Here is a 19,864-nt window from a genome sequence, read left to right on the forward strand (position 1 = left end):
GGGCGAAGATGGCCATCTTCGGCCCGGGGTGGGGCAGCGGGGTGCTGCGGGGGCGAGCTGGGAGCGGCGCCGCGCGGGGCGGCGCGCGGGATCAGCTGCGGCGGCCCAGGAGGTAGCCGACCCAGACGCCGAGCAGGGTGAGCAGGCCACCGCCGGCCGCGCCGACCAGCAGCGGTCGCGCCTCGGCCGGCACCCAGCCGGCCGCGGCGGTCGGGGCCTTCGCCGCCGCGTAGGTCACCGGGGCGGTGGACGGCGCCGCGGGGCCGTCGGCCGGGGCCGCCGCCTGCACCAGGGTGTCGCTGACCGCGGCCGCCGACGGCGTGACGTCCGCCGGTGCGGACAGCTCCCGGTCCACGGCGGAGAAGAACTGGCCGGCCATCCGCTTGGCGACGCCGCTGATCATCCGCTGCCCGACCCCGGCGACGGCCCCGCCGACCACGGCGTCGGCCGAGTAGGTGAGCTTCGTGCCGCCCTCGACCGCCTCCAGGGTGATCGGCACCGTCGCCCGCACCGAGCCGGGCCCGCCCGAGCCCGACGCGTGCATCACGTACGACGTCGGGAACTGCAGGTCCGACAGTCGCACCTCGCCGGAGTACTTCCCGCGGACCGCGCCGACGCCGGCCGAGACGACCATCGTGTAGCTGTCCTCGCCGACCTGCTGCAGGGTCTCGCAGCCGGGGATGGTCCGCGCCAGCACCGCCGGGTCGGTGATCACCGCCCACACCTGCTCGGGGGTGGCCGAGAGCACCGCACTGCCGTCGAGGTTCACGCGAGGACTCCTGGGTGAGAGTTGGTCACCTGGTCGGCGTCGGACCGCACCAGGTCGTACAGCTCGGTCGGCGAGATCGGCATGGCCGCGATCCGCCGTCCCACCGCGTCCTCGATCGCCGAGGCGATCGCCGCCGACCCGGGGATGACGCCGGCCTCACCGGCGCCCTTGAGACCCAGCGGGTTCAGCGGCGACGCCGTCTCCTGGTGGTCGATGACCACGTCGGGCACCTCGGAGGCGTAGGGCATCAGGAAGTCCATGAACGAGGCGTTCAGCAGCTGCCCGTCCCGGTCGTAGGCCATCCGCTCGTACAGCGCGCCGCCCACGCCCTGGGCGACCCCGCCGTGCACCTGGCCCTCGACGATCATCGGGTTCACCACGTTGCCGCAGTCGTGCACCACGGCGTAGTCGACGACGTCGATCTCCCAGGTCAGCGGGTCGATCTCCACCACCGCGGCGTGCGCGCCGGAGGCGAACGTGGACCGCACGGGGGAGTAGTAGTCGGTGTGCTCCAGGCCCGGCGCGTCCCCGGCCGCCACCGGCGGCTTCGAGTCGTCGCCCGGGCCGGCGAACTGGGTGGCCTGCTTGGCCGCCTCGTCGAAGGCGTACCGCAGCGGGTTGGACAGCACCGCGACCGTCCGCAGCGGGATCGACGCCCCCGGCGTCCCCTTGACCTGGACCAGGCCCTCGTCGATCTCCAGGTCCGCCGGGTCGACCTCGAGCACCTCGGCGGCGATCCGCAGCGCCTTCTCCTTGACCCCGCGCGCCGCCAGCGCCACCGCGTTGCCGCTCATCACCGCGGCCCGGGAGGCGAAGGTGCCGACCGCGTAGCCGAAGCGCCGGGTGTCGCCGGTGACCACCTCGACGTCCTCCATCGGGACGCCGAGCTCGGAGGCGACCAGCTGGGCGAAGACCGTCTCGTGCCCCTGGCCCTGCGACGTCAGCCCGGTCGAGACCAGCACCTTGCCGCTGCCCAGCACCTGCACGTGCCCGCCCTCGTACGGCCCGGGCCCGGTGCCCTCGACGTACATCGCCATCCCGATGCCGAGGTGCTTGCCGCGGGCGGCGGCCTCGGCCCGGCGGGCCTCGAACGAGTCCCAGTGCACCAGCGCCTTCAGCTTGGCCATCAGCCCGACGTAGTCGCCGGAGTCGTAGATGACCGGCCGGCCGTCCTGGAAGGTCAGGTGGTGGTCGTAGGGGAACTGGTCGGCCTGGATTAGGTTGCGCTCGCGCACCTCGGCGCGGTCCAGCCCGCGCTCCTGCGCGATCCGGTCCATCGCCCGCTCCATCGCGAAGCAGCCCTGCGGCCGCCCGGCACCGCGGTACGGCGTGACGATGACGGTGTTGGTGAACAGGCTCTCCACCTGCACCCGGTAGACCGGGATGACGTACGGGCCGACCAGCTGGGTCGCGGTCACGATCGGCACGATGATCCCGTAGGGCGTGTACGCGCCGTTGTCGTGCCAGACGTGGACGTCGAGGGCGGTGATCCGGCCGTCGTCGTCGTAGCCGATCGTCACCTCCTGGCGCTGCTGCCGCTCGTGCGCGGAGGAGATGAAGTGCTCGCGGCGGTCCTCGCTCCACTTGACCTCGTGGCCGAGCATCCGGGCCGCCATCGGCACCAGCAGCTCCTCGGGCCACGGGTGCACGATCTTCACGCCGAAGCCGCCGCCGACGTCGGGGGCGATCACCTCGACCTTCTCCAGCGACAGCTGCAGCTTCGCCGCGATCGCCGCGCGCACCGACGTCGAGGCCTGGGTGCTGGTGTAGACCCGCAGCGAGGAGTCGTCGTCGTCCCAGCGGGCGTGCACGCCCTTGCCCTCCATCGGCATGGCGGCGCTGCGCTCGAAGTACTGGGTGAAGGAGAGGACGTGCGGCGAGGCGGCCAGCGCCGGTTCGACGTCGCCGGTCTCCTGGTGGTGCCGGGCCGCGACGTTGTCCGGGACGTCGTCGTGGACGGCGTGCACCGCCTCGCGGGCCGCGTCGACGCCGACGACGACCGGCAGCTCCTCGTAGCTCACCTCGATCCGGCCGACGGCGTCCTCGGCGACGTACCGGTCGGTGGCGACCACCATCACCACGGCCTCGCCGACGTGGTGGACGACGTCACGGGCCAGCGGGTAGCCGGTGCGGGGATGGGTCAGCTGGGGGTGCGGGATGAGCACCGGCAACGGCTCGGCCATCGGGCCGACCAGGTCCTCGTAGGTGTAGACCGCGAGCAGGCCCTCGACGTCCATCGCGGCCGAGACGTCGATGTCGACGATCCGGGCGTGCGCGTACGGGCTGCGGACGAACGCCGCGGCGTGGGCCGACGAGCCGATGTCGTCGAGGTACCGCCCCTGGCCGGTGATCAGCCGGGCGTCCTCGCGGCGGCGGACCGGCTCCCCGAACAGCTTGGTGGTCACCGGGTCGCCTCCTCGCGCATCGCGGCCGCGGCGTGCCGGCAGGCCTTCTTGATGTTCGCGTAGCCGGTGCACCGGCACAGGTTGCCGCCGACCAGCTCGTCGACCTCCTCCTCGGTGATCTCCACCGCGGGGTCGCGGGCGTCCAGGCCGGCCGCGAGGGTGGTCAGGAAGCCCGGCGTGCAGAACCCGCACTGCAGGGCGTGGCACTCCCGGAACGCCTCCTGGATCGGGTGCAGCACCTGCCCGCCCTGGTGGTCGGACCGGGACAGCCCCTCGACCGTGGTCACCTCGTGCCCGTCGACCTGGACGGCGAGGACCAGGCAGGAGCGGGTCGGCTGCCCGTCGACCAGCACCGTGCACGAGCCGCAGACGCCGTGCTCGCAGCCCACGTGGGTGCCGGTCAGCCCGAACTCGTGCCGCAGCGCGTCGGACAGCAGCAGCCGCACCGGCACGGTGGCGTCCCGGGGGACGCCGTTCACGGTGACCGAGATCGTCCGGTCGGTGTCGATGCTCATGCGGTCCTCCCGGCTGCCTCGGCAGCGGCTGTGGCCAGCGTCCGTGCGGTCAGGGTGGCCACCAGTAGGCGCCGGTAGTCGGCGCTGGCGTGCAGGTCGCCGTCCGGCTCGACCAGGCCGCGGGCCAGCTCGCCCGCCGCGGCCCAGTCCGCGCTGTCGACCGGCCGGCCGCCGACGGCGTCGGTCAGGTCGAGCACCTCGGGCACCAGCCCGACGGAGATGTAGGCCGCCGTCGCCGACGCGACCCGCCGGTCGGCGTCCAGCGTGACGACGACGCCGGCGCCGCAGACCGCGTAGTCGCCCTTGCGCCGGGCGATCTCGGCGAACGCGGTGCCCGACCGCTCCGGCAGCGCCGGGAAGAAGGCGTCGACGACGACGGCCGGCCCGTGCACCGAGGTCTCCAGCGGGCCGACGAAGAAGTCCGCCCAGCCGACCGTCTCCCGGCCCGACGGCGTGGCGACCGTGACGGAACCGTCCGTCAGCGCCAGCACCGAGGTCATCTCGCCCGAGGGGTCCGCGTGCGCGATGGAGCCGACCGTCGTCCCGCGGTTGCGGATGGCCGGGTGCGCCACGTTCGCGGTCGCCCGGCCGAGCAGCGGCTGGACGGCGGCGGCCTCGGCGGAGGCCAGCAGCCGGGCGTGCCGCACCAGGGCGCCCACCCGGACGCCGTCCGGGCCGGCCTCGATCGCGTCCAGCCCCGGCACGCGGTTGATGTCGACCAGGGTGGTGGGTGCGGCCAGCCGCATGGACAGCAGCGGGAGCAGGGACTGGCCACCGGCGAGCACCTTCGCGCCCTCGCCCTCGCTGCTGAGGACGTCGAGCGCCTCCTCGACCGTGCGCGGGTCGGCGTAGCCGAACGGAGCGGGCTTCACCGGGTGCGGGTCACCTCCACGGGTCGACGGGGGAGGGGATGACTCTGACACCGCTTCCTGTGTCCCGGAAGTACCTCACCGCTAAATCTTCTGCGCCCGCGAGCAGCTCGGCCACCGGGGAGATCTCTCACCGCTAAGAGGCTTCCTCCGGTAGCGTCCCGCCAGGTGAGCCTCAGGCACGTCTCCCTGCGCAGTGGCGTCTACGCCGACTCCGTCCGGTTGATGCAGGTCAGTCGCGAGATCGGTGATCGGCCCGGCGTGTCCGCCGTGCTGGTCGCGATGGCGACCCCGCTCAACCTCGAGCTCGCGGCCGGCATGGGCCTCGCCCCGGACGGCGAGGCGAAGCCCGACCAGCTGCTCGTCGCGCTGACCGCCACCGACGACGCCGAGCTCACCGCCGCCGTCGCCGCGGTGGAGGCCGCGCTCGCCCACCGCGAGAAGTCCGGCGACGCACAGACCATCCCGGCCCGCACCATCGGCGCCGGCCTGACCGACACCGCCGACCCGGCGCTGGCGATCATCAGCGTGCCCGGTCCGTACGCCGCCGCCGAGGCCGCCGACGCGATCGCCGCCGGCCGCTCGGTGCTGGTCTTCAGCGACGGCGTCCCGGTCGAGCAGGAGATCGCGCTGAAGCAGGCCGCGCACGACGCCGGCGTGCTGGTGATGGGCCCGGACTGCGGCACCGCGATCGTCTCCGGCGTCGCGCTCGGGTTCGCCAACGTCGTCCGTCGCGGCCCGGTCGGCCTGGTGGCCGCGTCGGGCACCGGTGCCCAGCAGGTCAGCTGCCTCCTGGACGCCGCCGGCGTGGGGGTGTCGCACGTGCTCGGCGTCGGCGGCCGCGACCTCTCCACCGCCGTCGGCGGCCTCGCCACCCTGGACGCGCTCGCCGCCCTGGACGCAGACCCGGCCACCGAACGGGTGCTGCTGGTCTCCAAGCCGCCGGCGCCGGAGGTCGAGGCCCGGGTCGCCACCGCCGCCGCGCAGCTGACCGTGCCGGTGCGCTCCGCCGTCCTCAGCGCCGAGCAGCCCGACCTCACCGCGGCCGTCGAGGCGCTGCTCGGTGACCTGGGCGTCGCCGTCCCGGAGTGGCCCTCCCGCCCCGGCACCGCGGACGCCGTCCCCGAGGGCGCCGTGCTCAAGGGCTTCTTCTCCGGCGGCACCCTCGCCGACGAGGCGATGCTCATCGCCGCCCCGGTGCTCGGCGACATCCGCTCCAACACCCCGCTGCGGCCCGAGCTGGACCTGGGCACCGACCTGCGGGCCCGCGGCCACGTCGTCATCGACTTCGGCGACGACGCGCTGACCGTGGGCCGCGCCCACCCGATGATCGACCCGACGCTGCGGCTGGAGGCGATCAGCAACCTGGCCGCCGGCCGCGAGCCCGCCGTCCTGCTGCTGGACGTCGTCCTGGGGTACGGCGCCGACCCCGACCCGGCGCACTCGCTGGTGCCGGCGCTGCAGGCCGCCGGGCTGCCGGCCGTCGTCGCGCTGGTCGGCACCGAGGGCGACCCGCAGGGCTGGTCCCGGCAGGCAGACGCGCTGGCCGAGGCCGGCGCCGCCGTCTTCGCCAGCAACGCCGCCGCCACCCGGTACGCCCTGTCGCTGATCGGAGACCGCAATGCCTGAGCCCCTCGGCGGCCTGCTGGCCGCCCCGCCGTCGATCGTCGCCGCCGGTGTCGAGGTGTTCTCGACCGCGCTGCGCCAGCAGGGCGTCGACGTCACCGACGTCGACTGGCGCCCGCCGGGCTTCGGCAGCCCCGAGGACCTCGCCCAGCTCGCGCTCGACCCGCACCGGGCGGCGGCCAACCGGGTCGCCGTCGAGCGGGTGCTGGCCGCCGGCTCGCAGCTGGTCGACGTCCGGCCGGCGCACGAGGTGCTGGACCTGCCCGGCCGGGTGCTGCTGCACTCCGGCCCGCCGCTGACCTGGGAGACCGCGTCCGGGCCGATGCGCGGTGCGCTGATCGGTGCCTGCCTCTTCGAGGGCTGGGCCGCCGACGTCGAGGACGCCGAGCGCGTGCTGGCGGCCGGCGAGATCGCCCTGGACCCCTGCCACCACCACCGCACGGTCGGCCCGATGGCCGGCGTGACCAGCCCGTCGATGTGGATGTGGTGCCTGCAGGACCCGAGCTCCGGCGCGCAGGCCTGGTGCAACCTGAACGAGGGCCTGGGCAAGGTGCTGCGGATGGGCGCCTTCAACGACGAGGTGCTCACCCGGCTGGCCTGGATGCGCGACGTCCTCGGGCCGGTGCTGCAGGCTGCGGTGCGCTCGCGGCCCGAGCCGCTGGACGTGAAGGCGATCCTGGCCCAGATGCTGCAGATGGGCGACGAGGGGCACAACCGCAACCGCGCCGGCTCGCTGATGGCCCTGCGCGAGCTGTCCCCGTCGATCGTCGCCGTGGACGCGCCGTCGTCCGACATCGCCGAGGTGCTCCGCTTCATCGGCGGCAACGAGCACTTCTTCCTCAACCTCGGCATGCCCACTGCCAAGCTGGCCATGGACGCCGCCCGGGGGGTGCCCGGCTCGACGATGGTGACCGTGCTGTCCCGCAACGGCACCGAGTTCGGCGTGCAGACCGCCGGCACCGGTGACCGCTGGTTCACCGGCCCGGCCAACACCCCGGTCGGGCTCTTCCTGGGCGACTACGGCCCCGAGGACGCCAACCCCGACATCGGCGACTCCGCGATCATGGAGGCGTACGGCGTCGGCGGCTTCTCCATGGCCGCGGCCCCGGCGATCGTCCGCTTCGTCGGCGGCAGCGTGCCCGACGCGCTGGCCACCACCGAGCGGATGTACCAGATCACCCTGGCCGAGAACCCGGCGATGCAGATCCCGATCATGGGCTTCCGCGGGGCACCGACCGGGATCGACGTCCTGCAGGTCGCCCGCACCGGCTGGCTGCCGCAGATCAACACCGGGATGGCCGGCCGGGTCGCCGGCACCGGCCAGGTGGGCGCCGGCCTCGTGCAGCCGCCGCAGCAGTGCTTCGAGCAGGCCCTGGCCGCCCTCGCCGCCGAGTCCCGCGCCGCCTCCTAGCCCGAAGACGGCCATCGCCGCCGAGACGCGGACGAAGATGGCCATCTCCGCCCCCGGGGAACCCGCGGAGATGGCCATGTCCGCCCCGGGGCGGACATGGAGTCGGGACGGCGGGGGTAGTCCGGCCGTCGACGCACCCGACGGAGGGGGACCCATGGCCAGCTGCGAGGTCTGCGGCAACGATTACCGGCTCAGCTTCGAGGTGCACGCGGCAGGAGCCGTGCACACCTTCGACAGCTTCGAGTGCGCCGTCCACGCGCTGGCGCCGGTCTGCGAGCACTGCGGGGTGAAGGTGGTCGGGCACGGCGTGGAGGCCGACGGCGTCTTCTTCTGCTGCGCCTCGTGCGCCCGCATGCACGGCGAGCCGGCGAGCGCGGCCCAGCTGGTCGACCACGCGGGCCGGGCGCCGGACGAGCGGTGAGTCGCGGCCGGTCCGGTGTGGCCGGCCGGCTGCGGGGACGGCGGGTGCGAGGATCGGGCGGACCGCGTGCACGGCGCCGACGACGGCGGCGGGCGTGGTCGCGGGAGGGGGTGTCGTACTGGAGGGGCAGCTGGCCGAGCTCGTGACCGGGGAGCCCCGGACCGAGCTGCAGCAGTCGGTGCTCGGGCACGACTGGGCCGCCACCCCGCTGGGTCCGGTCCAGAGCTGGTCGTCGACGCTGCTGTCCACGGTGGGCACCTGCCTGAACTCGCGCTTCCCGATGCTGCTCATCTGGGGCCCCGAGCTGGTCATGGTCTACAACGACGCGTATGCGCCCCTCCTCGGCGCGCGTCACCCGAAGGCGCTCGGCCAGTCGCTGTCCGACGTCTGGGCCGACATCTGGCCGACCCTGCGCGGCATGGTCGACGAGGTGCACGCGGGCGCGGCGACCTTCAGCGAGGACCTGCTCCTGGTGACCAACCGCGACGGCTTCGACGAGGAGACGTTCTTCACCTTCTCCTTCAGCCCGGTCGCCGAACCCGGCGGTCGCGTCGCCGGCATCCTGGACACGGTCGTCGAGACGAGCGGGCGGGTGCTCGCTGCCCGCCGGATGGGCGTCCTCCAGCAGCTGGGCAGCCTTCCGCGCTCGGTGCACGACAGCGCGGCCGCGGCCTGCGCCGCCGTGCTCGGTGTGCTGGCTGAGGCTCGGGCCGACTGCCCGTTCGGGCTGGTCTACCTGCTCCAGCTCGGCGGGCACACGGCCGAGCTGGTGGCCAGTTACGGCCTCGCCGAGGACGCCCCGGCGATCGACGAGGTGTTCCCGCCCCAGGTGCGCGAGGCGATGGCCACCCGGTCGGTGGTCCGCACCAGTGGGCTGGCGACCGTGCTGCCGGGCCTGTCCCGCGGAGGGGCCAGCCCGGCCGGGGAGGCCGACGTGGACACCGTGTTCGTGCTGCCGCTGACCGTCGCCGGGCCGGCCGACCCGGTCGGTGCCCTGGTGCTCGGCGCGAGCCCGCACCTGCGGGTGGACGACGAGTACCGGGTGTTCCTCTCCCTCGCGGCCGCGCACGTCTCCGCCGCGGTCACCGACGCCCAGGCCGTCCAGTCCGAGCGCCGCCGCTCGGCCGAGCGCGCCGAGTTCGACGACGCCCGCGCCCAGTTCTTCACCGAGGTGGCGGTCACCCTGCAGCGCGCCGTGCTCGGGCCGACGCTGCTGCCCCCGGGCTTCGCCGTCCGCTACGAGCCGGCCAGCGGCACGCTGGAGGTCGGCGGCGACTGGTACGACGTCGTCGACCTGCCCGGTGGCCGGTACGGCGTGGTGGTCGGCGACGTCGTCGGCCGCGGGCTGCCCGCGGCCGCCGTCATGGGGCAGCTGCGCAGCGCCATCCGCGCCCTGCTGCTGGAGAGCCACTCCCCGAGCCACGTGCTCGGCGCACTGGACCGGTTCGCGGCGCTGGTGCCGGGCGCCACGTGCAGCACCGTGTTTTGCGCGGTCGTCGACCCGGCCGCCGGGACGCTGCGCTACAGCAGCGCCGGTCACGTGCCGGCGATCGTCGTCGACCGGGACGGCGGGTCGGCGTTCCTCACCGCCGCCGGCTCCCTGCCGCTCGCGGTCGTCGACGACCTGGTGCGGCCCGAGCGCGACGTCGTCCTGGCGCCCGGGTCGACGCTGCTGCTCTACACCGACGGCCTGGTCGAGCGGCGGGACGAGGACCTGGACGAGGGGATGGCCCGGGCGGTCGACGCGGTGCGGGCGGGCCGGCAGCTGGCGCCCGCGGCCCTCGCCGACCTGCTCACCGACCAGCTGCTCTCCGACGCCCCGGACGACGACGTCGCCTTCCTGGTCTACCGCGCCCCCGGCTGACCCGGCAGCCGGACGGCGAGCAGCGCCACGTCGTCGTCCACCCGGCCCCCCAGGTCGGCCAGCAGCTCGTCGCACAGCCGGTCCAGCCGCCCGCCGCCGAGCTCCCGCACCCGGCCGAGGAGCCAGGCGAACCCGTCGTCCAGCGGTGCCGTGCGCCGTTCGACGAGCCCGTCGGTGTAGAGCAGCAGGGTGTCCCCGGGCGCCAGCGGCACCTCGTGGTCGGTGCGGTGGGCGCCCGGCGCCACGCCCAGCACCCGTTCCGGCTCGGCGGCGAGCAGGTCGGCGCAGCCGGCGCGCACCAGCACCGGCGGCGGGTGACCGGCGTTCGACCAGTGCAGCACCGGCGCGTCCTCCGACGGGTCGACGGCCATCACCACGACCGTCACCAGCGTCTCCAGGCCCAGGTCGGTGAGCACCTGGTCGAGGGTGTCGAGCACGGTGGCGGGCGATCCGCCGGTCGCCTGGGCGATCGCGCGGAGCATCCCGCGCACCTGGGCCATCGTCGCGGCGGCCGGGGCGTCGTGCCCGGCGACGTCCCCGATCACCAGCAGGGTGGTGCCGTCGGGCAGCCGGAAGGCGTCGTACCAGTCGCCGCCCACCTGGGCGTGCCGGCTGGCGGGCAGGTAGCGCACCGCCGTCTCCAGCGGCGCCACCCGCGGCGCCGGGCCGAGCAGGCTGAGCTGCAGCGACTCCGCCGACGCGAGCGCCGCCGCGGAGGCGGCTGCCTGCGCCCGGAGCTCGGCGAGCCGGGTCTCCCGGCGCAGCCGGAGGGTGCAGGCGCCCACGGCCAGGGCGGTGGCGATGGTGATCCCGACCAGCCGGATCGTCTGCGCGACCAGGCGGGGGTCGGTGAACTGGCGGTCGTACACGCCGATCAGCACGGCGGTCAGCAGGGCCAGCAGGCCGTACCCGACCGTGGCGCGCCGGCCGAGGGCCGTGGCCGCCAGCAGGGGCGGCATCGTGAGCAGCCCGATGAGGGACTGGCCCCGGCCACTGGCGGAGTCCGCCAGGACGATCGCGGCCAGCACGACCGCGGGCATGGCCCGCTGCGCCAACCTCGACCAGTTCACCGCGCTGCTCCTCGTCCGGCCGGGCCGTCGGACCACCCCCGGATCCGTCTGACAACGTAGATGAGCCGTCCGCCCCACCCTGCTGCGGCGCGGCAGGGGAACACCGTCCCGCTCGGCGGCGCTGGGGGGTGGCATGCGCATCGACCTCACCGGCAAGCGGGCCCTCGTCACCGGCTCCTCCCAGGGCATCGGCCTGGCCATCGCCACCGGGCTGGCCGAGGCCGGCGCCTCCGTCGTGCTGACCGGCCGGGACGCCGGGAAGCTGGAGCAGGCCGCGGCCGGCATCGACGGCGAGGTGACGACCGTGGCCGGCGACGTGGTCACCGACGAGGGGACGGCGGCGCTGCTCGAGGCGGTGCCGGACGTCGACGTGCTGGTCAACAACCTGGGCGTCTTCGGCGCGCGGCCGGCGCTGGAGATCACCGACGACGAGTGGCGTCGCTACTTCGAGACCAACGTGCTGACCGCCGTCCGGCTCACCCGCGCCTACCTGCCCGGCATGCGCGACCGGGGGTGGGGGCGGGTGCAGTACATCGCCAGCGACTCCGCGGTCGTCGTGCCGGCGGAGATGGTGCACTACGGGATGACGAAGACGGCGCTGCTCGCCGTCTCGCGCGGGTTCGCCAAGGAGGCGGCGGGCTCCGGGGTGACGGTCAACTCGGTGGTCGCCGGTCCGACGCACACCGCCGGCGTCGAGGACTTCGTGCACTCCCTGGTCGGCGACGAGCTGCCCTGGGACGAGGCGCAGCGGGAGTTCATGCGGCTGCACCGGCCGCAGTCGCTCATCCAGCGGCTGATCGAGCCGGCGGAGATCGCGAACATGTGCGTGTACCTGGCGAGCCCGCTGGCGTCGGCGACCACCGGTGGGGCGCTGCGGGTGGACGGCGGCTACGTGGACGCGATCCTGCCCTGAGCCCTCCGGTCGGCCATCAGCTCCCGGACGCCGGCGGTCAGCGCCGCCTGCGCCGCCGCCGGGTCGGCCAGGTACCCGGCGACCATCGCGCCGTCGCGCAGCACCAGCCAGCGCCGTGCCGCGTCGGCCGGGTGCGGGTGGCCGGTGGTCGCGAAGGCCGCCCGGACGCTCGCCTCCAGCCAGTCCCGGTGCGCCCGCACCGCGCGGCGGACCGGGCTGTCCGGGTCGGGGTGCTCGGCGGCCGCGTTGATGGAGGCGCAGCCCCGGGAACCCGTCCCGACAGACTTGGTCGCCGACGAGCCCGGTGAGGGTCAGCAGCCAGTGCTCCGCGGCGGCCGGGTCGGCCGGCACCTCGCCGGCGCGGTCGCGCACCGCCTGTTCGACGCCCTCGAGGTAGGCGACGACCAGGTCCTCCTTGCCGGGGAAGTGCCGGTAGGAGGTCGCCCGGGTCACCGCGGCCTCGGCGACCACCCGGTCCACGCCGACCGCCCGCAGCCCCTCGGCGTAGAACAGCACGGACGCCGTCCGCAACAGTCGCTCCCGGGCCCCCGACTGTCCGCGCTGCAGATGGTGGCCCGGACGCGCCGGAGGACCATCAGCGACGCCGGGGTGACTGCCGAGGTCGGTATCGGACCGGACGGCGCCGGCGGTTCCGGGCTGGAGATCACCCTGCACGTCGAGCTGGGCGGCCTGGACCAGGCGGCCGCCGAGGCGCTCGTCGAGAAGGCGCACCAGGTCTGCCCGTACTCCAACGCCACCCGGGGCAACGTGCCGGTGACCCTGGAGACCACCGTCGCCTGACGCGCCACCCCGCGCCGGGACCTGCGCTCTCGTGGCGTCCCGCTGCCAGGGTCACGAGAGCGCAGGTCTCGGGCGGGGGGCCTGCCTCAGGCCTTGACGATGGCGGCGACCGGGCCGCCGCCGGAGGGGCCCTGGTGCACGGCGGCCACGGACACGAAGACCGCCGGGTCGCCGGTCACCGAGGCCGCGACGCCGCCCACGGTCGCCTTGATCTGGCGGTGCCAGAAGACGTCGGAGTCGTCGAGCATCGCGTTGCGCCGGCCGCGGACGTAGCCGGTCGGGTCGGCCTCGCACTTGAGGAAGACGTTGACCAGGTCCTCGCCCAGGTCGCTGGTGTGCGGCCGCTCGGGCAGGTCGAGCCCGGCGTTGCGGATCGCCTCCCAGATGCCGTCCTGGTCCAGCGCGTCCTTCATCACCGAGTGGCCGATGCGGTAGTTGCCGCCGTGCCCGCGGGCGTTGCCGACGACGACGATCTGCGCCCGGTCGAGCTCGACGCCGGACGAGCAGGAGGCGACCGCGCTGAACAACGAGAAGTCGCGCATCACCTGCTTCTGCTCCGGCATCTCGATCTCGCCCAGCGCCAGCGCGATGCCCAGCGCGGTCGTCCCGTTGGAGAGGTCCATCGAGCCGTGCGGCTCGTCGTAGTAGGTCTCCTGGCCGCGCGACTTCGCCTCGCGGATGGTCTCGATCGTGAGCAGCGGGGTCTTGGTCTGCACGTAGTGGACGTCGGCGGGGTCGGTGATGCCGGCCTCGGCCATCGCCCGGCGCACGCCCTCGGCGACCTTCTCGACCATGGTGAGCCGGCCGATGTCCTCGGGCAGCAGCACCTCGCTCATCGCGAAGCCGACGGTGAGCCGCGGGTCGTCGGTCTTCTCGACCGCGTCCTCCGGCAGGGTGGCGAAGATCGTCGCGTGCGGGCTGATCACGCCGTCCGTGCCGCCGGACCAGACGATCGGGATCTCCCCGACCTCCTCCTTGCTCCGGGTGCCCTTCTCCATCAGCACCTCGCGGAACGCGCGGTCGGCGATGATCCGGGTGTAGTCGTTGACCCCGCCGTTGCCCTCGGTCTTGCCGATCACGGCGACGACCCGGTCGGCGTCCATGACGCCGGAGTCGATCAGCTTCGCCAGCTCTGAGGCGTCACTGACGTTGTGCAGCGGGACCTTGCGGACCTCGATCGGTGCGGGCACTGGTTGCTCTCTTCCTGCTAGGCGGTGAGGACGGTGCCGACGTCGTCGCCGGCGACGGCGTCGGAGATGTGTTCGAGCGAGGTGACGACGGCGCGGGTGCCGCCGGCGCCGAGGAAGCGCAGCGCGGCCTCCACCTTCGGGCCCATGCTGCCGCTGGTGAACTGCCCGGCAGCGGCGAGGTCGCGCAGCTCGCCGGCGGTCACCCGGCCCAGCGGACGGGCCGACGGGGTGCCGAAGTCGACCATCACGTGCGCCACGTCGGTGGCGATGACCAGGGTGTCGGCGTCCAGCTCGCGGGCCAGCAGCGCCGCGGTCAGGTCCTTGTCGATGACCGCCTCGACGCCGCGCAGCGCGGTGGAGTTCCCGTCGTGGTCTCGGCCGTCGTCGACCACGGGCACGCCGCCGCCCCCGGCGCAGACGACGACGAAACCGGCGGCGACGAGCGCGGCGATGGCCGGGGTGTCGACCACCGAGCGCGGCTCCGGCGACGCGACGACCCGGCGCCAGCCGCGGTCGCCGCGGTCCTCCCAGCGCTGGCCCAGCTCGACGAACCGCTCGGCCTGGTCGCGGGGGAGGTAGCGGCCCACGGGCTTGGTCGGGGTGGTGAAGCCCGGGTCGGCCGGGTCGACGAGCGTGCGCGTGACCAGGGCCGCGGTGCGCTGCGGCAGTCCGCGGGCGGCCAGGGCGGCGTCCAGCTCGTCGGCGAGGGTGAACCCGATGGTGGCCTGGGTCTGGGCCACGTTCCAGTCCAGCGGGACCGGGGGCACCTCGTGCGCCGCCAGCTCGTTCTTGACCAGCAGGTTGCCCACCTGGGGGCCGTTGCCGTGGGTGAGCACGACCTGGGCGCCGGTGCCGACGACGGCAGCGACGTGCTGCGCGGCCCGGGCGATGGCCTCGCGCTGGGCCGCGGGCGTGGCCGACCCGTCCGGGCCGGTCATCGCGTTGCCCCCGAGGGCGATGACGACGCGACGGGGGAGGGCCATTGCGTGACCCTAGCGCCAGGGTGCCTTAGCGGTGAAGTACCTGCGGTGTCCCGATCGGTCGGGACCGCCGGTGCTGCGTCAGGCGGCGGCGGACTCGACCCGCTGGCCCACCACGGGACGCTCGGCCATCCGCAGCACGCGCACCTCGTCGGCCGGGGTGCCGGCCTCGTCGACGTCGGTCGCGTCGGCCTGGTCCCCGTGCTCGGCGAGCGCCGCGATGCGGCTCAGCGCCTCGTCGTACAGCTCGGCGACGGCGGCGAGGCCCGCGGTGAGCGCGGCGGCAGCCGCGGTCTCCTCGGCCTCGAGGGCGAGCTCGGTGGTTCCGGGAGTGGTCACGTCACCTTCATCGGCAGTGTGCGACGGAGTTGACACCCATCAGTTCCGATTCCTCGCCGGCCGGTCACGAGGCGGCGTACTGGCGCTCCGGGGCGGGGACGACGAACTCGTCGGTGGGGGCGCTCGCGGCGACGTTGGCGGCCACGACGCCGGCCGTCGCCCGGCGCGGGTGCGGGAGCAGCGGCGGCAGGTCCAGGCGCGGCACGACCCGCACCTCGTCCTCGGCCGGCGCGTCGTCGGGGTCCTCGTCGTCGGCGTACCCGGCCGGCTCGTCCTCGTCGTCGACCGACCAGGTGGCCGGGTCCCGGTAGGTGACGGGGGGCTCGTCCGGCGGCGCCGGGGCGTCCTCGGCCGGCCGGTCCCAGCCTTCGGCCAGGGCGGCGATCGTGGCCATCGCGTCGTCGTGGAGCTGCGCCACGAGCGCGTGGGCCGCGAGCGCCACGGCGTCGCAGGAGAAGGTGCCGTCGAAGCGGGGCTGCGCTGTCACGCGGGTGTCATCGGCAGCTCACCGGCCGACCGTGACGGACCGGTTCCGGGCCGTCCCCGCCGTGGCTCAGCGGCGCCAGAAGTCGAAGCGGTCGCGGCCCGGGCGGAAGCCCGCCTGCTCGACGACGTCGACGGCGAGGTCGAACCGCTGGCCGACCAGCTGCGGCTGGTGCCCGTCGCTGCCGAAGCTCACCGCGTCGCCGCCCTCCTCGCGGTACCAGCGCAGCAGGTCGACCGACCACAGCGGGCTGGTCGTGTTCACCTCGAGCGCCCGGCCGCTGCCGGCCACCGCCCGGAACACCGCGCGGTACTCCTCCTCGAAGACGTCCTGGGGGTACAGGTCCCGGCCGCCCGGCCAGTAGCGACGCGGGTAGTCGCAGTGCGCCAGCACCTGGAACACGTCGCTCGTCTCGATCATCACCACCATCTCGGTGAGGTAGCGGCGCATGGTCTCCACCACGTCGACCCCCGGGGCGTGCAGCAGCCGGTTCACGCCCATCAGCCGGCCGTCCACGGGCAGGGAGTGCAGCGAGCCGAGGACGCGGTCGACCGGTCCGGCGGCCAGGTGGGCGGCCACGCTCGCGCCGAAGAGGTGCGGTTCGCCCGCCTCCACGCCGGACCACACCCGCAGCTGGGGGAACCGCTCCCGTGCCTCCCAGACGGTCTCGGCGTAGAGGTCGACGTCGATCGGCAGCTGGTTGGCCGGGTGGCGGTCGGTCAGGCCCTGCGCGGTGGCGCGGTCCGCGGCGTCCCAGACGGTGAAGTCGAGGTGCTCGGTGAAGGCGATGGCCGGCAGGCCGATCTCGACCGCGCGCTCGCACGCGCGCAGCAGGGAGGCCCGGGGACCGGTGTCCCACGAGAACTCGGAGTGCACGTGGTTGTCCGGAGGGAGCATCGGTGCCCATCCAACCGGTCGTCCACAGGTACCGCACGCCGGGTCCCCGATGTCGGTGGCGCCGCCTACGGTCGGGACATGAGCACCACTGTGGAGACCGATCTGGCCGACGAGGCGCTGGGCGTCCTGCGCGAGCTCACCGGCCGGCCCGACGCGGTGTTCCGCGAGGGCCAGGACGCCGCGGTCACCGCGCTGGTCGAGCGGCAGGAACGCGCCCTGGTCGTGCAACGGACCGGGTGGGGCAAGTCCGCGGTCTACTTCGTCTCCACCGCGCTGCTCCGCCGCCGCGGCAAGGGGCCGACCCTGCTGGTCAGCCCGCTGCTCGCGCTGATGCGCGACCAGGTGGCGGCCGCCGCGCGCGCCGGGATCAAGGCGGTGGAGATCTCCAGCTCGAACGTCACCGAGTGGGACGACATCAACGCCCGGCTGGCCGCGGACGACGTCGACGTCCTGCTGGTGTCCCCGGAGCGGCTGACCAACCCGCGCTTCCGGGACGAGCAGCTGCCCGCGCTGGTCTCCCGCTGCGGCCTGCTGGTGGTCGACGAGGCGCACTGCGTCTCCGACTGGGGCCACGACTTCCGGCCGGACTACCGGCGCATCCGCGACCTGCTCGGCCAGCTGCCGGCCGGCACCCCGGTGCTGGCGACGACGGCGACGGCCAACGAGCGGGTGGTGGCCGACGTCGCCGAGCAGCTGGCCGCCGGCGGGGTGCAGGTCACCACGGTGCGCGGCCCCCTGGCCCGCGACTCCCTGCGCCTGGGCGTGCTCCGGCTGGACACCGACCGGGCCCGGCTCGCCTGGCTGGCCGCCCACCTCGAGTCCCTGCCGGGCAGCGGGATCGTCTACACGCTCACGGTCGCCGCGGCCGAGGAGACCGCGGCCCTGCTGCGCGACTCCGGCCACGAGGTGCGCGCCTACACCGGCCGGCTCGACGACGCCGACCGCAAGGACGCCGAGGAGGCGCTGCGCGGGAACCGGGTCAAGGCCCTGGTCGCCACCTCGGCGCTGGGCATGGGGTTCGACAAGCCCGACCTGGGCTTCGTCGTGCACCTGGGGGCGCCGTCCTCGCCGGTCAGCTACTACCAGCAGGTCGGCCGCGCCGGCCGTGCCGTGGAGCACGCCGACGTGCTGCTGCTCCCCGGGCCCGAGGACCTGGCGATCTGGCAGTGGTTCGCCACCTCCTCCATGCCGCGGGAGGACCACGCCGCGGCCGTCCTCACCGCGATGGCCGACGGCAAGGCGTGGTCGGTGGCCCGGCTGGAGACGGTCGCCGACGTCCGCCGGTCCCGGCTGGAGCTGCTGCTCAAGGTGCTCGCCGTCGACGGCGCGGTCGAGCGGGTGCAGGGCGGCTGGCGGTCCACCGGCGTCCCGTGGGTCTACGACGCCGACCGGTACGCCCGGGTCACCGCGACCCGGGAGTCCGAGCAACGGGCGATGATCGCCTACGCCCGGCCCGTCGACGGTGCGGAGTGCCGGATGGCGTTCCTGCAGGAGGCCTTGGACGACCCGACGGCCGCCCCGTGCGGGCGGTGCGACGTGTGCGCCGGCCCGTGGTACGCCACCGACATCCCGGCCGGCGCGTCCCAGGCGGCCAGCGCGCGGCTGGACCGGCCCGGCGTCGAGCTCGTCCCGCGGGCGCAGTGGCCCACGGGCGCCGACCGGCTGGGCGTGCAGGTCAAGGGGAAGATCGCGGCGGGCGAGCAGGTGGAGACCGGTCGCGCCGTGGCCCGGCTGACCGACCTCGGCTGGGGCCAGCGCCTCCGCACCCTGCTCGGGGACGACGGCGTCGGCGGGGTCGCCACCCTGGCCGAGGACCTCGAGGCCCCGCCGATCGAGGAGGACCCCGACGCCGCGCTCGACGTCTCCCACCGGGTGATCCGTCCCGGTCTGACCTCCGACGCTCCGCCGGACGACGAGCTGCTCAAGGCCTGCGCCCGGGTGCTGGGCGCGTGGGACTGGGCGCAGCGCCCCGGAGCGGTCGTGTCCATGCCGTCGCGGCGTCGGCCGGCGCTCGTCACCGGGGTGGCGGAGGGGCTGGCGCGGGTCGGTCGGCTGCCCTACCTCGGCGCGCTGGACCTGGCCCACGGCGGGCCGTCCGGTGGACCGGGGGGCAACAGCGCCTTCCGGCTGGCCGGGGTGTGGCAGCGCATCGTGGTCGGCCCGGAGCTGCGGGCCCGGCTGGCCGAGCTGGGCGGCGCTCCGGTGCTGCTCGTCGACGACCTGGCCGACTCCCGGTGGACGATGACGGTGGCCGGTCGCGAGCTGCGGCTGGCCGGCGCGGGATCGGTGCTGCCCTTCGTGCTGGCGCTCTCGGCCTGAGGTTGTCCACAGGATTTCGAACACCTGTGCGAAACCTGCGGTAGCGTCCTGACATGTCGCTCGCGCACCAGCCGTCCATGTGGGACGTCGCCGAGGAGGCCACGCTCACCCCGCTGTCCGGGCGGGTCACCCGGCACCCGTTGTCGGCCGGCGCCTGGGTCGACCACCTCCCGGGATGGGTCGAGGGCTCCGACGCCGTGCTGGACGTGCTGCTCGGGGACATCGGCTGGCGGGAGGACCGCCGGCAGATGTACGACCGCGAGGTGGCCGTGCCGAGGCTGCTGCGGTGGTACGGCGGCGACGAGCCGCTGCCGCACCCGGTGCTGACCGAGGCCCGCCGAGCCCTCGACGCCCACTACCTGGCCGAGCTGGGTGAGCCGTTCGTGACCGCCGGCATGTGCCTGTACCGCGACGGCCGGGACAGCGTCGCCTGGCACGGCGACCGCATCGGCCGGAGCCGGACCGAGGACACGATGGTCGCCATCGTCTCCTTCGGGTCGCCCCGACCGCTGCTGCTGCGCCCGATGGGCGGTGGGGAGAGCCTCCGCTTCCCCCTCGGGCACGGCGACCTCGTCGTCATGGGTGGTTCGTGCCAGCGCACCTGGGAGCACTGCATCCCGAAGACGACGAAGCCGGTGGGACCGCGGGTGAGCGTCCAGTTCCGGCCCCGCGGGGTGGCCTGAGTCGCGTTCTCGCAGCTCAGCAGGGTCGTCGAGCCTCGCGAGGAGGGCCCGGGGGGACCCCCCTGCAGAGGCCCCCTGAGGGCGTGTATCGTTCTCCATGCACCAAGCGAGAACGGACCGGGTCGCAAGACCTGGGAAACCGCCGGATGGGACCCACGTGGTCCGACTGCTGCGGAACTTGGTGTAAAGTCGAGAACACCGCCACGAAGAACGGCCGAGCAATCGGTCGGGAAACATGCGCGTCCGCTCCTTGAGAACTCAACAGCGTGCCGAAAGTCAGTGCCAAGTAACAATTCCCCTTGGCCTGG

Annotated in this window: 19 protein-coding genes and 1 pseudogene; 8 read left to right on the top strand and 12 right to left on the bottom strand. The window is 74.6% G+C overall.

Annotated features, from left to right (window positions below):
• Positions 1-91: 91 nt before the first annotated feature.
• From HL054_RS17520 to HL054_RS17535, 4 genes are read right to left on the bottom strand one after another with little or no spacing between them, the layout of a single operon-like run.
• Positions 92-769 carry an SRPBCC family protein gene (locus HL054_RS17520; protein ID WP_369140328.1) on the bottom strand — a complete coding sequence of 226 codons (678 nt, stop codon included), beginning with the start codon at positions 767-769 and terminating at the stop codon, positions 92-94.
• Positions 766-3,174, bottom strand: coding sequence for an aerobic carbon-monoxide dehydrogenase large subunit (gene cutA, locus HL054_RS17525; protein WP_369140329.1), 2,409 nt, complete (start codon positions 3,172-3,174; stop codon positions 766-768). Before cutA ends, HL054_RS17520 begins: the two co-directional genes overlap by 4 nt.
• Complete coding sequence (locus HL054_RS17530) at positions 3,171-3,689, bottom strand: (2Fe-2S)-binding protein (RefSeq protein WP_369140331.1); 519 nt, start codon at positions 3,687-3,689, stop codon at positions 3,171-3,173. Before HL054_RS17530 ends, cutA begins: the two co-directional genes overlap by 4 nt.
• Positions 3,686-4,561, bottom strand: a complete 876-nt coding sequence (locus tag HL054_RS17535) for an FAD binding domain-containing protein (RefSeq protein ID WP_369140332.1) — start codon at positions 4,559-4,561, stop codon at positions 3,686-3,688. The genes HL054_RS17530 and HL054_RS17535 overlap by 4 nt, the downstream gene beginning before the upstream one ends.
• Before the next feature lie 165 nt (positions 4,562-4,726).
• On the opposite strand from HL054_RS17535, the gene HL054_RS17540 reads away from it, so the two are divergent.
• From HL054_RS17540 to HL054_RS17555, 4 genes are all read left to right on the top strand, one after another.
• Positions 4,727-6,187 (top strand): FdrA family protein, encoded by a 1,461-nt coding sequence (locus HL054_RS17540; RefSeq protein WP_369140333.1) that lies wholly within the window; start codon positions 4,727-4,729, stop codon positions 6,185-6,187.
• Positions 6,180-7,595: a DUF1116 domain-containing protein gene (locus tag HL054_RS17545; RefSeq protein WP_369140334.1), complete on the top strand. Its 1,416-nt coding sequence runs from the start codon at positions 6,180-6,182 to the stop codon at positions 7,593-7,595. Before HL054_RS17540 ends, HL054_RS17545 begins: the two co-directional genes overlap by 8 nt.
• Before the next feature lie 154 nt (positions 7,596-7,749).
• Positions 7,750-8,016 carry a hypothetical protein gene (locus HL054_RS17550; protein WP_369140335.1) on the top strand — a complete coding sequence of 89 codons (267 nt, stop codon included), beginning with the start codon at positions 7,750-7,752 and terminating at the stop codon, positions 8,014-8,016.
• A gap of 142 nt (positions 8,017-8,158) precedes the next feature.
• Positions 8,159-9,880, top strand: coding sequence for a SpoIIE family protein phosphatase (locus HL054_RS17555; RefSeq protein WP_369140336.1), 1,722 nt, complete (start codon positions 8,159-8,161; stop codon positions 9,878-9,880).
• Here HL054_RS17555 and HL054_RS17560 read toward each other — a convergent pair.
• Entirely contained in the window at positions 9,862-10,950 is a 1,089-nt protein-coding gene (locus HL054_RS17560; RefSeq protein WP_369140337.1) for a PP2C family protein-serine/threonine phosphatase, read from the bottom strand. The genes HL054_RS17555 and HL054_RS17560 overlap by 19 nt on opposite strands.
• A gap of 133 nt (positions 10,951-11,083) precedes the next feature.
• On the opposite strand from HL054_RS17560, the gene HL054_RS17565 reads away from it, so the two are divergent.
• Positions 11,084-11,863, top strand: a complete 780-nt coding sequence (locus HL054_RS17565; RefSeq protein WP_369140338.1) for an SDR family NAD(P)-dependent oxidoreductase — start codon at positions 11,084-11,086, stop codon at positions 11,861-11,863.
• Here HL054_RS17565 and HL054_RS17570 read toward each other — a convergent pair.
• Entirely contained in the window at positions 11,839-12,063 is a 225-nt protein-coding gene (locus tag HL054_RS17570; protein WP_369140339.1) for a hypothetical protein, read from the bottom strand. The genes HL054_RS17565 and HL054_RS17570 overlap by 25 nt on opposite strands.
• Before the next feature lie 208 nt (positions 12,064-12,271).
• A pseudogene (locus tag HL054_RS17575) lies at positions 12,272-12,538 on the bottom strand (helix-turn-helix domain-containing protein); the annotation flags it as partial.
• Here HL054_RS17575 and HL054_RS17580 point away from each other — a divergent pair.
• Complete coding sequence (locus HL054_RS17580; protein WP_369140340.1) at positions 12,431-12,664, top strand: OsmC family protein; 234 nt, start codon at positions 12,431-12,433, stop codon at positions 12,662-12,664. The pseudogene HL054_RS17575 and the gene HL054_RS17580 overlap by 108 nt on opposite strands.
• An 86-nt stretch (positions 12,665-12,750) precedes the next feature.
• Here the strand turns inward: HL054_RS17580 and HL054_RS17585 are convergent, their stop codons facing one another.
• From HL054_RS17585 to HL054_RS17605, 5 genes are all read right to left on the bottom strand, one after another.
• On the bottom strand, positions 12,751-13,854 hold the full coding sequence (locus HL054_RS17585; RefSeq protein ID WP_369140341.1) for a ring-opening amidohydrolase: 1,104 nt from the start codon (positions 13,852-13,854) through the stop codon (positions 12,751-12,753).
• 17 nt (positions 13,855-13,871) lie between these two features.
• Positions 13,872-14,837, bottom strand: coding sequence for a carbamate kinase (locus tag HL054_RS17590; RefSeq protein WP_369140342.1), 966 nt, complete (start codon positions 14,835-14,837; stop codon positions 13,872-13,874).
• Between the two features lie 78 nt (positions 14,838-14,915).
• A complete protein-coding gene (locus tag HL054_RS17595) occupies positions 14,916-15,173 on the bottom strand; it encodes a hypothetical protein (RefSeq protein WP_369140343.1) in 258 nt (85 codons plus the stop codon).
• Positions 15,174-15,237: 64 nt separating this feature from the next.
• A complete protein-coding gene (locus HL054_RS17600; RefSeq protein ID WP_369140344.1) occupies positions 15,238-15,660 on the bottom strand; it encodes a hypothetical protein in 423 nt (140 codons plus the stop codon).
• A gap of 66 nt (positions 15,661-15,726) precedes the next feature.
• On the bottom strand, positions 15,727-16,554 hold the full coding sequence (locus HL054_RS17605) for a PHP domain-containing protein (RefSeq protein WP_369140345.1): 828 nt from the start codon (positions 16,552-16,554) through the stop codon (positions 15,727-15,729).
• A gap of 78 nt (positions 16,555-16,632) precedes the next feature.
• Between HL054_RS17605 and HL054_RS17610 the strand changes: the two genes are divergently transcribed.
• Positions 16,633-18,873, top strand: coding sequence for a RecQ family ATP-dependent DNA helicase (locus HL054_RS17610; protein WP_369140346.1), 2,241 nt, complete (start codon positions 16,633-16,635; stop codon positions 18,871-18,873).
• Positions 18,874-18,926: 53 nt separating this feature from the next.
• Positions 18,927-19,556: an alpha-ketoglutarate-dependent dioxygenase AlkB gene (locus tag HL054_RS17615; RefSeq protein WP_369140347.1), complete on the top strand. Its 630-nt coding sequence runs from the start codon at positions 18,927-18,929 to the stop codon at positions 19,554-19,556.
• The last annotated feature ends 308 nt before the right edge of the window (positions 19,557-19,864 follow it).

It is taken from the genome of Modestobacter versicolor, from assembly GCF_041028285.1.
Taxonomy (GTDB): Bacteria; Actinomycetota; Actinomycetes; order Mycobacteriales; family Geodermatophilaceae; genus Modestobacter; species Modestobacter versicolor_A.